We start from the raw sequence: 15,605 nt of genomic DNA on the forward strand, positions 1-15,605 counted from the left end.
TCGAACACTTTCTAAACGAGCCCGCAAAATAATCATGTGAAATATAGGGTTATGACTATTCGTGTAAAGAAACGCCAAAAGGCCGCGGGGATCGCTCCCCGCGGCGTTGGTTTACGCAATTAACAGCTGATGGTTCGCCAGCAGCGTCGCCAGATCCGTCTGCACGCCGTTCAGGGTCACCAGAGTGGTCGGCGAGAACTGACCGCCTGTACCGTCCAGGTCAACCTGGATCTCGGTATTGCTGCCGTTCTGCACCACGCGGATGTAATCGCTGATATTGCCCGCGCTGCTGTCCAGCGTGGCCACGCCGTTCACGTAGCTCGCCGAGCCCGTGCCGGTATAGCCGCTGTCGGAGAGCAGATCGCGCAGGTCAATACGATCCGTGTCCGCGGTCCCTTCCCAGGTGCCGACCGTAAAGCCGTTCACCACGTCGTGACCGTTACCGCCCGTTGCATCCGAGGCGTTGATCAGCTTGTAGAGCAACGTATCGTGACCGCCGCTGCCGATGTTGAAGGTGTCGTTCCCGCCGCGGCCTTCGAACTGATTATCACCGCTGTTGCCGGTAATGACGTCGTCGAAGTCAGAGCCGTTGATCCCCTCAATGTTGAGCAGTCGTGACGTACCGAACCCGGTGTCCTGCGCGGTAGAGAGGCGCAAATCAACGGTCACGCCGGAGGTCGCATTGCGGTAATCCACCACGTCCATCCCGCCGGTGTTGCTCCAGGTGTCGTAGTCGGAATGGGTATTCCAGCCGCCGGAGCCGTTGTAGGTATAGGTGCCATCCTCTGCGATAAAGGTGTCGTTATACCCGGTCCCGGTGATGGTCCCGCTGTGGCCGCCGGTGGCGGCTTCGGCCGTCAGGACGTAGCCCTCTTTGCCGTTGCCCGCTTCCAGACCGCTCCAGGTGACGTTATCCGACACGCCGTTGGTAATCTTCAGGATCTCAGCCGAATAGGTTTCATTCGGATCCAGCCCGTAGAAGCTCACCAGCGCAGAGGTATCGTTCGAACCGATACCGGACTGGGCGTTGATGATCTGCGACGCCACCAGCACGCCAGCGGCGTTGTACAGATTGACCGTGTTGCCGTAGTAGGCGTTGATGCCCTCGCTGTCGACAATGTGCAGGTGCATCGCGGTGCCATCAGCAATGGTTTTGCTGTTTTGCACCAGCACCACCTTGCCGTTCTGCTGAGAGACCAGCAGATCCTGTGCGCCGTCCCAGTTGTAGTCCACTGCCGCCACGCCGGTCGCGTAGGCAATACCCGACGCCAGCTGGCTTGAGGTCCAGGTGGAGCCGTAACCGTTGTTGGTGAACAGGGTCGCCGTCTGCGAACCGCCGTAGGTGCTGAGCTTGATGATGTCCATCTGCCCGTCACCGTTCCAGTCCACCGCCACCGACAGATAGCCTGCCGTGGCGTTAGAGGCTTCCACCGCGCTCTTGGTGGCAGAGAGCTTCCCGGTACCGTCGTTGTAGTAAATCCCCCCGCCGTTGTTGTTGTAGCTGCTGCCCAGGTATAGATCCATGTAGCCATCGCCGTTGAAGTCCGCCCACGTCATGGACGCCGCCGTGGTGGTATTCGAGGCGTTTGCCACAAACACGTTCGTCAGGTTCTGACCGATAGAGAGCGTGCCGTTACCGTTGTTGTTGATCACGGTTAACGAGTACGCGCCGCTGCGGTTGGTGTGCTGGACAATATCTACCGTGCCGTCGTTGTTCAGGTCGACGCCGGAGATTTCGCGTCCGGAATCGAACTGACCGTAGAAACCGCCTTCGCCACCGGTGCCGTCCGGCGAGAGAACGCCGTTGTTGTTCACAAGGTAGGTCAGTGAGTCCATGCCGGCATCGCCGTACGCCAGATCCAGATAGCCATCGCCGGTTTTATCGTACGCAATCACGCCGCCGTACCAGATGGTGGTCCCCATCGCCAGCTGGCTGGCGTTATAGGTGCTGCCATCGTAGGTCCACATCACCTGCGTAGAGCCCGAGTAGGTGGTCTCCGTCGCGAAGATATCCTGCGTGCCGTTACGGTCAAAGTCGGCGGCGGTCTGGCTCACCACGTAGTAGCTACGGGTGTTGGTCAGCGTATTGCCGGCATAGGTCGAGCTATCGCTGCTGGAGTAAGACTGGCCGTTAGCAATGATATTCCACAGACCGCTGCTGTTCATGCCGAGGGTCATGGTGGAGTTGTTGCTGTTCCCCGCCGTGGTTGCCCAGTCGGTATTCACCGAGGTGGTATCAATCACCAGGCTGCCGGTCGCCGTACCGGTGGTATTGCCGTTACCCGCGCTGCTCTTCACCTGCGCCGTCACGCTGTAGCTCGACACGCTCAGCGCATCGCCGTCCGGGATCTGCAGATACCAGGTGTTGTGATCCGGATCGACCACCACCGCGCCGCCGGTCTGGGAGGTGTAGGTCTTTCCGTTCACCGTTACCACCAGGTATTCACCGTTCACCAGATCGGCGGAGACGGTACCGCTGACGATCGGCGTGGTGTCCGACGTGGTCTGCGCGGTAATCGCCGCCGTGGTGGTCGGGATGCTGGTATCAACGTTCAGCACAAAGCCGTCCGATTCCGTGTAGTTACCGGCCTTATCGGTGACGCGCACAATGTAGGTGTGGTTGCCGTCGCTCAGGCCGTTGTCCTGGAAGGACCAGCTTGCGCTGCCGTTCATGGTCACCTGGCCGAGCAGGACCCCGTCACGGTAGAGCTGCACGATTTCACCGTCGTCCGGAGCGCGGTTAAGCGTACCGTTGATCAGCGGCGAGTTATCGTCCGTTGCCACCGCGCTGCCAAAGGTGCCCTGACGCTCGCCTTCGCCGTCGGTATAGCTCACTACCGTGCCCACCGTGGTTGGCGGCGTGGTGTCCACCGTCACCACCTGAGACGCGGTGGAGCCGACGTTGCCCGCCTGGTCGATAATCCGCACCTGGTAGGTGTAGTCCCCGTCAGGCAGATCGCGGGTATCGATGTAGCTCCAGCGCTGGTTGGTGACCGTGGTATCGAGCCAGGTGTTCCCGCCGTCCAGGCTGATCTGTACGCGCTCGTCGCTTGCCAGCGCGCTGCCCAGCGAACCGTTGATGGTCAGCGTGGTGTCCATGGTGATGAAATCACTCCCGGACTGGCCGGTATCTTCGCTGATGCTGTCGATGGTGACGCCGTACTGCGGCGCCTGCGTATCCACCGTCACCGTCTGCGAGGTGGTGGCCCCAACGTTCCCCGCCTGGTCAACGACCCGCACCTGGTAGTTATGGTTGCCGTCGGTCAGGGTACGCGTGTCGCTGTAGCTCCACTGCGTACCGCTTACGGTGGCGTACACCCAGGTGCTGCCGCCGTCAATGCTCACCTGCACGAATTCACCCGCGCCCAACGCGGCGCCGAGCGTTCCGTGCAGCGTGTACGAGGTCGAACTGGTCAGGAAGTCGTTATTGTCGAAGCCGGTATCCACGGTGATGTTATCCACGGTCACCGTAATCGCCGCATCCGGGGCGACCGTATCGACGGTCACCTGCTGATGGGCGCTGGCCCCCACGTTGCCCGCCGCATCCACCACGCGAACGTAGTAGTCATAGGTCTGGTTACCCAGCGTGCGGCTATCGACGTAGTACCAGCTGTTGCCGGTGACAATCACGTTCTGCCAGGTGACGCCGCCGTCGATGCTGATCTGGGCATATTCGCCGTCGGCCAGCGTCGCGCCGAGCGAGCCGTGCAGCGTCAGGGACGTATCGTTGGTGATAAAGTCGCTGCTGCTCAGGCCGGTATCGTCGCTGATGCTGTCGATGGCGATGGTTTTGCTCGCGTCCGGCGCAACCGTATCAATGGTCACCACCTGGCTGGCGGTGGCGCTGATATTGCCCGCGTCGTCAATCACGCGCAGCTGGTAGTTGTAATCCCCGTCGGCCAGCGTGCGGCCATCGACATAGGTCCAGCTCAGGCCGCTGACGCTCACATCTGTCCAGGTCACGCCGCCGTCGAGGCTGATCTGCGCGTGGTCGCCGCTGCCCAGCGCCGCGCCGAGCGTCCCTTTCAGGCTGATCTGGTTGTCGCTGGTGATAAAGTCGCTGCCGGACAGGCCGGTATCCTGGGTGATGGAATCGACCGTAATCGTCGTTGCCACAGGCTTCGTCAGGTCAATCACCACGTCCTGGCTGTCCGTCGCCCCCACGTTGCCCGCGTTATCGATAACGCGCACCTGGTACTGATACGTACCGTCCGACAGGGTGCGGCCATCGGTGTAGCGCCAGGTGGTGCCGGTCACGGTCAGGTCAATCCATGTGGTTCCGCCGTCGAGGCTGATCTGCGCCTTCTCGTTATTGCCGAGCTGCGCGGTCAGGGAGCCGTTGACCACCACCTGAGCGTCGTTGGTGATGAAATCACGCGCGCTCAGGCCGGTGTCGTTTTGCAGCGAATCAATGCTAATCCCCATCGACGGCGCGGTGAGATCCACGGTGACGCTGTGGTTATCGCTGCCGCTGTTGCCGATGGTGTTGCTGACCTGCGCGTTAATCACGTACGAACCGCCGTCCGCCAGCGCGGTCACGTCTGCGCTGCCCACCGTGTAGCTCCAGGTGCCGTCATTCTGAACGGTCGCCGTGTAGGTTTTACCGTTCAGCGTAATGGTCACCGTCTGGCCCGCCGGGGCGTCGGTGGTACCGCTGACGACCAGCGGCGTACCGTGCTCGGCGGCGTTGACGATATCGTCCTGCGCAAAGGTGTTAATGGTGATGGTCGGGACATCGCCGTTCAGCGTCACGTCGTGCGTTGCGCTGCCCGGGTTACCCGCCTTGTCGTTCACCGAAGCGGTGATGGTGTAATCCCCGTCGCTCAGGCCGAGGAAATCACGGCCCGGCACGAAGACCGACCAGGATCCGTCCGCTCCGACGGTCGCCTGATAGCTGTGCCCGTTAAAGGAGACGGTCACCGTCTGGCCCTGTTCCGCCGTGGTCGTACCACGGATCGTCTGGCCCGCCAGCTGCTCCGCGTTGTTGACGATATCGTCATCGGCCACGGTGCTGATGGTCACGGTTGGCGCGACGGTGTCTACCGTTAAGGTGTGCGTGGTCTGGCCGTTATTACCCGCTTTGTCGTTGACCGAGGCGGTCACCGTCAGCGCGCCCTGACTCAGCGCAGCCAGATCGGCTGCCGGAACATCCAGCGTCCACGTCCCGTCGTTCGCCACGGTGGCGGTGTAGGATTTGCCGCCCAGCGTCACGGTGACGGTCTGACCCGCTTCCGCGCTGGAAGATCCGTGCACGGTCAGCGGCTGCTGCGCTTCTGCCGCGTTCAGCATGTCGTCAACCGACAGCGTCGCAATGCTCACAACCGGCGCAGTGGTATCCACGCTGATGCCGTGGGTCGCCGACGCGCTGTTGCCCGCGCTGTCCTGCGCCGACACGGACACCTGATAGCTCGCGCCATCGGCTAACGCGCCCACGTCGGCAGCAGGTACGGTGGTCGTCCAGCTGCCGTCGCTCTGGATGGTGGCCGTATAGCTCTTGCCGTTCAGCGTCACGGTGACCTGAGTCCCGCTGGCGAACTGGGCGCTGGAGCCGTTAATCACCAGTGCCGAACCGGCTTCAGCCGCGTTGATGACGTCATCGCCGCTGAGGGTATTGATGGTCAGCGCCACGGAGGCCGTGTTCACTACCACATCGTGGGTCTGGGTGCTGCTGTTGCCCGCGCTGTCGGTAATCGTCGCGCTGAGGGTCACGGTGCCGTCGTTCAGCGCGGAAATCACGCTGGCCGGCACGCCCACGCTCCAGTTACCGCTGGCGTCAACGGTAGTGGTGTACTGGTTCGAACCGATGGTGATGACCAGCTTATCGCCGACGCTCGCGCCGGTTGCCGTACCGCTGACGATCTGCGCCTGCCCGTGCTCCACGCTGTTAATGACGTCATCGCCCGCGACAGCGTTAAAGCTGACGGTCGGCGGCGTGGTATCAAGCGTAATCGCTTTGCCCGCGCTGCCCGGGTTACCCGCGGCATCGCTCACGCTCACCTGCACGGTGTAGCCGTTATCCGCCAGCGCGGACAGGTCGGAGCCCGGCACGTTCACGCTCCAGATGCCGCCCTGCTGCACCTGCGCGGTATAGCTCTTACCGCCCAGCGTCACGGTGACAGTCTGACCAACTTCCGCCGTGGTGGTGCCGGAAATGGCCACGCCCGCAGCCGCTTCGCTGGCGTTAATCACGTTATCGCCAGCGACCGTATCGATGCTCACGGTTGGCGCGGTGGCGTCCACGCTGTACTCGCGGCCCGCCGAGGCGCTGTTGCCGTGCGCGTTGGTGACGCTCACCTGCACGCTGGCATCGCCGTCCTTCAGGCCCGCGAGATCGGCGGAAGGCACGGTGGCCGTCCAGTTACCGTCGGCATCGACTTTCGCGGTGTACGTCTTGCCGCCGAAGGTGATGGTGACGGTCTGGTTTTCCTCCACGTTCGAGGTGCTGCCGGACAGCACCAGATCCGCGCCTTTCTCCGCCGCGTTAATCACGTCGTCGGTAGCAATCGCATCGATGCTGACGGCAACGGCAAACAGATCGACGGTGACATCGTGGCTGATGGTCACCGGGTTGCCCGCCGCGCTCTGGCCTGCAGCGGTCACGGTGACCGTGCCCGCAGCCAGGGCCCCGACGTCTGCCGCCGGGATCGCCGCGCTCCAGGCGCCGTCTGCCAGCACGGAGGCCGCATAGGTTTTGCCGTTGACGGTCACGGTTAGCGTGGTGCCTGCCGCCAGCCCGTCGCTGGAGCCGGTGACAATCAGGTTTTGAGTATGTTCGATGCTGTTGATCACATCGTCGCCCGCCACGGTATCAATGCGCAGACCCGGCAGGCTGGCGTCTATAGTGATTTCGCGCTCGCCCGCGCCGGTGTTGCCGTGGCCGTTGGTAACGGATGCTGACACCGTCAGGTCACCGTTGCCCAGCGCCGTCAGGACGGATTCCGGCACGTTTACGGACCAGGTGAGATCGCTCTGCACCGTTGCGGTGTAGCTGTTGCCGCCGATAGTCACGGTTACCGTGTTGCCCGCTTCCGCGTTCGCCACTTTGCCGCTGACGGTCTGACCCGCGGCCACTTCCGCCGCGTTGATGACGTTATCGCCCGCCACGGTGTTGATGGTGACGGTTGGCAGCGCGGTGTCGACCAGCAGGTTCGCACTGTTATTTACGGTGTTGCCCACGCCGTTGGTCGCAGTCGCGTTCAGGGTGTAGTTGGCTTCGCCCAGCCCCGCCAGATCCGCTGCCGGAACGGTCAGGCTCCAGGTGCCGTCTGCCGCGGTTGTGGCCGTGTAGTTTTTACCGTTGAGAGTCACGGTCACCACGGTGCCTTCCGACAGGTTGGCGCTGGTGCCGCTGACGCTCAGATCCTGACCTTTCTCCACCGCGTTGAGCACGTTGTCGCCGCTGATGGCGTTGAACGCCACCGATGGCAGGCCGGTATCGACGGTCACGTTATGGCTGCCGGCACCGGTGTTGCCCGCCGCGTCGGTGACTGACGCAGTGACGGTCACGGTGCCGTCGCTGAGGCCGGAAATCACGCTGGCCGGGACGCCCACGCTCCAGTTCCCCGCCGCGTCCAGCACGGTGGTGTAAGTCTGGCCGCCGATGGTGACGGTGACCTTATCGCCCGCTGCCGCGCCGGTGGCGGTGCCGCTGATGATTTGCGCCTGAGCGTGCTCAGCGATGTTAATCACGTCGTCGCCCGCTACGGTATTGATGGTCACCGCAGGAACGGTCACGTCCACCGTCAGGGTGCGATCGGCCGACGCCGGGTTGCCCGCCTTGTCGCTGACGCTTGCCGTCACGGTCACGCTGCCGTCGCCGAGCGCGGCAAGATCCGCCGCCGGGACGTTCAGCGTCCAGCTGCCGTCCGCGCCTGCGGTTGTGGCGTAGTCTTTGCCGTTCAGCGTCACGGTGACCGTCTGGCCCGCTTCGGCGGTGGTGGTGCCGGACACGGTCAGATCGCTCTTCGCTTCAGTGGCATTCAGAATATCGTCAGCCGCAAGGATGTTGATGGTCACGGACGGCGCGGTCGCATCCACGCTGTACTCGCGGCCCGCCGAGGCGCTGTTGCCGTTGACGTTGGTGACGCTCACCTGCACGCTGGCGTCGCCATCCTTAAGGTGTACCAGATCTGCAGACGGCACGGTGTAGGTCCAGTTACCGCTGTCGTCTACTGTCGCGCTATAGATTTTGCCGTTCAGGCTGATGGTCACGGTCTGCCCGGCTTCCACGTTGGTGGTCGCACCGGACAGCACCAGATCCGCGCCCTTCTCCGCCGCGTTAATCACGTCGTCGGTGGAGATGGAATTGATGCTGATGGCAACGGTCGCCAGATCTACCGTCACGTCGTGGCTGATGGTAATCGGGTTGCCCGCTGAGCTGTCGCCGGTAACGCTGATTTTGACGGTGCCTTCCGGCCACGCGCTCACGTCGGTGGACGGGATCGCCGCGCTCCAGGTGCCGTCCGCCAGCACCGTCGCCGCATAGGTTTTGCCGTTGACGGTGACGGTCAGCGCCGTGCCCGCCGCCAGCCCATCGCTGGAGCCGGTGACAATCAGGTTCTGCGCGTGCTCGATGCTGTTGACGACATTGTCGCCCGCCACGGTATCCACGCGCAGGCCCGGCAGGTTTGCGTCGATAGCGATTTCGCGCTCGCCGGTGCCGGTGTTGCCGTGGCCGTTGGTGACGGTCGCCGTCACGCTCAGGCTGCCGTTGCCCAGCGCGGTCAGCACGTCAGACGGCACGTTCACGGACCAGGTCAGATCGTTCTGCACCGTTGCGGTGTAGCTGTTGCCGCCAAGGGTGACGGTAACGGTATTGCCCGCTTCGGCGTTCGCCACGGTGCCGCTCAGGGTCTGGCCTGCCGCCACTTCCGCCGCGTTGATGACGTTGTCGCCCGCCACGGTGTTGATGGTGACGGTCGGCAGCGCGGTGTCCACCAGCAGGTTCGCGGTATTGCTGACGCTGTTGCCCACGCCGTTGGTGGCGGTCGCGTTCAGGGTGTAATTGGCCTGGCCGAGACCGGACAGATCCGCTGCCGGAACCGTCAGGCTCCAGGTGCCGTCTGCCGCGGTTGTGGCCGTGTAGTTTTTACCGTTCAGGGTCACGGTCACCACGGTGCCTTCCGCGAGGTTAGCGCTGGTGCCGCTGACGCTCAGGTCCTGACCTTTTTCAACGGCGTTCAGAACGTTGTCATCGCTGATGGCGTTGAAGGCCACCGATGGCAGACCGGTATCGACGATCACGTTATGCGTGCCGGTACCGGTGTTGCCCGCCGCGTCGGTGACTGACGCCGTGACGGTCACGGTGCCGTCGCTGAGGCCGGAAATGACGTTCGCCGGTACGCCCACGCTCCAGTTCCCCGCCGCGTCCAGCACGGTGGTGTAGGTCTGGCCGCCAATCGTGACGGTGACCTTATCGCCCGCTGCCGCGCCGGTGGCGGTGCCGCTGATGATTTGCGCCTGGCCGTGTTCTGCGATGTTAATGACGTCGTCGCCCGCCACGGTGTTGATGGTTACCGAAGGCGCGGTGATATCTACCGCCAGGTTGTGATCCACGGACGCCGGGTTACCCGCTTTATCGCTGACCGATGCGGTGACGGTCACGCTGCCGTCGGTTAATCCAGCCAGATCGGCGGCCGGGACGTTCAGCGTCCAGCTGCCGTCTGCGCTGACGGTTGTGGTGTAGTCTTTACCGTTCAGCGATACGGTGACCGTCTGGCCCGCTTCGGCGGTGCTGGTACCGGATACGGCCAGATCGCTCTTCGCTTCGGCGGCATTCAGAATGTCGTCGTTCGCCAGGGTATTGATGGTCACGGACGGTGCGGTCGCATCCACGCTGTACTCGCGGCCCGCCGAGGCGCTGTTGCCGTTCACGTTAGTGACGCTCACCTGCACGCTGGCGTCGCCGTCTTTCAGACCGGTTAGATCCGCAGACGGCACGGTAGCTGTCCATTTTCCGTCTGCATCCACGGTCGCGGTGTAGCTCTTGCCGCCGAAGGTGATGGTGACGGTCTGGTTTTCCTCAACGTTCGAGGTAGTGCCGGAGAGCACCAGATCCGCGCCCTTCTCGGCCGCGTTAATCACGTCATCGGTGGCAACGGCGTCGATGCTGATGGCAACGCTCGCCAGATCCACCGTCACATCGTGGCTGATGGAGACCGGGTTACCGGCGCTGCTCTGGCCCGCAACGGTCACGGTAACCGTGCCTGCGGCCAGCGCACCCACGTCCGCCGCAGGGATCGCCGCGCTCCAGGTGCCGTCCGCCAGCACGGTCGCCGGATAGGTTTTGCCGTTTACGGTCACGGTCAGCGCCGCCCCCGCCGCCAGCCCGTCGCTGGTGCCGGTGATAATCAGGTTTTGAGTATGTTCGATGCTGTTGATCACGTCGTCACCCGCCACGGTATCCACGCGCAGGCCCGGCAGGTTAGCGTCTATCACGATTTCGCGCTCGCCCGTTCCGCTATTGCCCACGCCGTTCGTGACGCTGGCCGACACGGTCAAATCGCCGTTGCCCAGCGCGGTCAGCACGGATTCCGGCACGTTAACGGACCAGGTGAGATCGCTCTGCACCGTTGCGGTGTAGCTGTTACCGCCAATGGTCACGGTCACGGTGTTGCCCGCTTCGGCATTCACCACCTTACCGCTGATGGTCTGCCCGGCCGCCAGCTCCGCCGCGTTAATGATGTCGTCACCTGCAATGGTGTTGACGATCACGCCTGGCAGAACGGATTCCACGTTCACGGTGTGCGACGTACTGGTATTGTTGCCGACGCTGTCCGTTGCCGAGGCGGTGACGGTATAAAGCGCCTCGCCCAGCTGACCGACCTCGTTCGCCGGAACGGTAGTCGTCCATTTTCCGCTATCGTCCACCTGAGCGCTGTACGCTTTGCCGTTCAGCATCACGGTCACCACCGCGCCTGTCGCCAGGCCGGAAGCCGTACCGGAGATCGTCAGATCCTGGGTTTTCTCGCTGTTGTTGATCACATCGTCACCGGAAACGGTGTCAATGGTCAGCACCGGCGCGGTCAGGTTCACCTCCACGCCGTGCGTGGCGCTGTTGCTGTTGCCCGCTTTATCGGTCAGCGCCGCGGTGATGGTGTAATCCCCGGCGGCCAGGGCGGTAACGTCCGCCGCAGGCACGCCCACGCTCCAGTTGCCTGAGGCATCCAGGGTGGCGGTGTACGATTTGCCGTTGAGGGTAACGGTGACCACGTCGCCCGCCGCCGCGCCGGTCACGGAGCCCGTGACAATCAATGCCTGCGCATGCTCGGCGCTGTTGATCACGTCGTCGTCGGAAACGGTGTGGATGGTCAGCTGCGGGACGGTGGTATCCACCAGCACGTCGCGATCCGCAGAAGCCGGGTTGCCCGCCTTATCAGACACGGCGGCGCTGATGGTGTAGTTGCCGTCGGTAATGCCGCTCAGATCCGCGGACGGCACGGTCACGCTCCAGCTGCCGTTTGCCTGCACGGTGGTGGTGTAGTCCACGCCGTTCAGCGTCACGGTGACGGTCTGGCCCGCCTCGGCGTTGGTCACGCCGTTAACGACCAGATCCTGCTGCGCTTCGGCCGCATTGATGATGTTGTTGTCGCTGACGATTTCAATAGATACCGCCGGTGCGGTGGCGTCCACGCTGTACTCGCGGCCCGCCGACGCGCTGTTGCCGTTGACGTTGGTGACGCTCACCTGCACGCTGGCATCGCCGTCCTTCAGGCTGCCCAAATCGGCGGACGGTACGGTTGCCGTCCAGCTGCCGCTGGCATCCACCGTCGCGGTGTACGACTTGCCGCCGAAGGTGATGGTAACGGTCTGGTTTTCTTCCACGTTGGTGGTCGAGCCGGACAGCACCAGATCCACGCCTTTCTCCGCCGCGTTGATCACGTCGTCCGACGCAATCGGGTCAATGCTGATGGCAACTGCCGCCAGATCCACCTTCACGTCGTGGCTGATGGAAACCGGATTGCCCGCCGCGCTCTGGCCGTCCACGGTCACGGTGACCGTGCCCGCATTCAGCGCGCTGACGTCTGCCGCCGGAATGGCCGCCGTCCAGGTCCCGTCCGCCAGCACGGTTGCGGCGTAGGTTTTGCCGTTGACGGTCACCGTTAACGCCGCCCCCGTTGCCAGGCCTTCGCTGGAGCCGGTGATAATCAGGTTCTGAGCGTGCTCAATGCTGTTGATCACATCGTCGCCCGCCACGGTATCGACGCGCAGGCCCGGCAGGTTGGCATCAATGGTGATGTCGCGCTCGCCGGTTCCGGTGTTGCCGTGGCCGTTGGTGACGCTGGCTGACACCGTCAGATCGCCGTTCCCGATGGCGGTTAAGACCGTGGACGGCACGTTGACCGACCAGCTCAGATCGTCCTGAACCGTCGCGGTCCAGGTATTGCCGCCGATTGAAATGGTGACAGTGTCACCGCTCGCCGCGCCGCTCACTTTCCCGCTCAGGGTCTGCCCGGCAGCCACTTCCGCTGCGTTAATGACATCGTCCGTGGCGACAGGGTTGATGGTGATCTGCGGCAGCGCGCTGTCGACCAGCACGCTGTGGCCGGTGCTCGCGCTGTTGCCCGCCGCGTCGGTTACGCTCGCCGTCACTACGTAGCTGGCTTCGCCCAGCGCGGAGACATTTGCCGCCGGAACGGTAATGCTCCAGCTGCCGCTGGCGTCGGTGGTAGCCGTATAGCTGATGCCGTTCAGGGTCACCGTAATGGTGGTTCCTTCCGGCTGGTTGCTGGTGCCGGACACCAGCAGATCCTGGCCTTTCTCGGTCGCGTTGATCACGTCGTCAGCCGCCAGGGTATTGATGGCAACCACCGGCGCGGTCAGGGAGACTTCAAACTCGTGCGTCGAGGTGGTGCTGTTACCGGCTTTATCGGTGAGGGTCGCGGAAATCGTTTGGTCGCCGTTAACCAGCGCGCCCACGTCCGTCGCCGGAACACCCACGCTCCAGCTGCCGGACGCGTCCAGCATGGCGGTGTAGTCTTTGCCGTTCAGGGTCACGGTAATCACGTCGCCCGCCTGCGCGCCCGTGACCTTACCGGAGACGATCAGCGCCTGGCCGTGCTCGGCAATATTGATGACGTCGTCGCCCGCAACGATGTTGAATGAAATCTGCGGTACGGTGGTGTCGACCAGCACCGAGGAGCCCGCGCTGGCCGGGTTGCCTGCCTTATCGGACACCGTCGCCGTGACCGCCGCGCTGCCGTCGGCGATGCCTGCCATATCCGCCGCCGGAACGTCGAGCGTCCAGCTGCCGTCCGCCTGCACCTGCGCGGTGTACTGATTGCCGTTGAAGGTCACGGTGACCGTCTGGCCTGCTTCGGCAGTAGAGGTGCCGCTCAGGGTCAGATCCTGCGCCGCCTCTGCCGCGTTCAGCATATTGTCACTGCTGATGGTGTTGATGGTCACCGTCGGCGCGGTGGTATCGACGCTGAATTCCTGCGCCGAAGACGCCGCGTTGCCGTTCACATTGGTGACGTTTACCTGCACGCTGGCGTCGCCGTCCTTCAGGCCACTCAGATCGGCAGACGGAACGGTCCAGGTCCAGTCGCCGTTGGCATCCACCGTGGTGGTATAGGTTTTACCCGCGAAGGTGATGGTTACGGTCTGACCCGCTTCCACGTTGGAGGTGGTGCCGGAAAGCACCAGGTCCTGGCCTTTTTCCGCCGCGTTGAGCACGTTATCGTCGGTCACGCTGCTGATGGTGATGGCCACAGGCGCGAGATCGACGTCCACGACGGTGCCGATGGTCACCGGGTTGCCGGAGGCATCCTGCGCGCTGGCGCTGATGGTGAGCGAACCGTCCGCCCACTGGGACACATCGGCCGCCGGTACCGCCGCCTGCCAGGTGCCGTCCGCCAGTACCGTTGCCGAATAGGCTTTGCCGTTGATGGTCACGGTCACGGTGCTGCCCGCCGCCAGATCGGTGCTGGTGCCGGACACAATCAGGTTCTGAGCGTGTTCAATCACGTTGATCACGTCATCGCCCGCTACGGTATCAATACGCAGTCCCGGGAGCTGGGCGTCGATGCTGAAGTCGAGAGAAGAAGAGCCGGTATTGCCGTGCGCGTTGGTCACGCTGGCGGACACGGTGAGGTCGCCGTTGCCGAGCGCGGTAAGCTGGCTCTCGCTTAACGGCAGGCTCCAGGTCAGATCGTCCTGCACGGTAGCGGTGTAGGTCTGGCCGCCAAGGATGATAGTGACAGTGTCACCTGCCGCCGCGTTCGTCACCTTACCCGTCAGGGTTTGCCCTGCCGTCACTTCCGCTGCGTTAACGATATTGTCGCCCGCCAGGGTGTCGATCGTCACCACCGGCAGCGAGCTGTCCACCAGCACATCGTGCGAGGTTGAGGCGCTGTTGCCTACGCTATCCGTGACGCTCGCCGTCACGGTGTAATGGGCTTCACCCAGCGCGCTTACGGCCGAGGCCGGTACGGTCACGCTCCAGCTGCCGCTGGCGTCGGTGGTGGCGGTGTAGTTGATGCCGTTCAGGTTAACGGTGACGCGTGTTCCTTCCGGCTGGTTGCTGGTGCCGGAGAGCAGCAGATCTTCGCCCTTCTCGGTCGCGTTAATAACGTCGTCCGCCGCCAGGGTGCTGATACCGATAACAGGCGTCACGGTATTCACCACCACATCCAGCGAACTGCTTCCTGTGTTGCCGGATCGGTCGGTCACGGAGACATCGATGGTCCAGGTGCCGTCAGTCAGCCCCTGCACGACGGACGCCGGCAGGCCGAGGCTCCAGTTCCCCGCCGCATCCACCACGGTGGTGTAATCGACGCTGTTAATGGTAATGGTCACAAGGTCGCCCGCCGCCGCACCGGTGACGGAGCCGCTCAGGATCTGCGCCTGTGAATGGGCGAGCTGGTTAACGGTGTTGGTGTCGGTGACAAAGTCGTTAATGGTCACCTGCGGTACAGTCGCGTCCACCAGACCCACGCGATCGGCGCTGCTGGCGTTGCCCGCCACGTCGCTCACGGTTGCGGTCACGGTCACAGTGCCGTCCGTCAGGGCACCGACGTCAGCCGCAGGCACGCTCAGCTGCCACGTGCCGTCCGCCTGAACCGTGGTCTGATACGTTTTGCCGTTCAGCGTGACGGTGACCGTCTGGCCCGCTTCCGCAGTGCTGGTACCGCTTAAGGCTAAATCCTGCTGCGCTTCAGCCGCATTGATGATGTTGTCGGCGGTCAGGTTATCGAGCGTAATCGCCGGTGGCTGCGTATCCACCGTGACCACGCGCGCGGCGTCCGCGCTGTTGCCGCTGACGTTAGTGACGCTGACGCTCACCTGCGCGCGCCCGTCGATCAGGGTTTCCATGGCGCTGGCGGGTACGGTCAGGCTCCAGGAGCCATCCTGCTGTACCTGCGCGGTGAAGGTCTGGTCGGCGAATTTCACCACCACGGTCTGCCCCGCCTCCACGCCCTGCGTCTGGCCGGAAAGGGTTAAATCAGCGCCTTTTTCTGCCGCATTCAGCAGGTCGTCGCCGGAGACGGTATCAATGGTGACCGCCACGGCGTTCAGATCGAGTTCAATCGGGTGTTCAGCCGCAACGGGATTGCCCCAGGCATCTACCGCGCTGACGCTAACCGTCATTCCGCCCGCCGTCCAGG

Annotated in this window: 1 protein-coding gene; it reads right to left on the reverse strand. The window is 63.5% G+C overall.

Features of this window, described 5'->3' with window-relative positions; translation table 11 throughout:
- Window positions 1–111: 111 nt before the first annotated feature.
- Window positions 112–15,588: an Ig-like domain-containing protein gene (locus tag P346_RS19010; protein ID WP_443112209.1), complete on the reverse strand. Its 15,477-nt coding sequence runs from the start codon at window positions 15,586–15,588 to the stop codon at window positions 112–114.
- Window positions 15,589–15,605 lie beyond the last annotated feature (17 nt).

The organism is Enterobacter sp. DC1, assembly GCF_000568075.1.
Taxonomy (GTDB): Bacteria; Pseudomonadota; Gammaproteobacteria; order Enterobacterales; family Enterobacteriaceae; genus Enterobacter; species Enterobacter asburiae.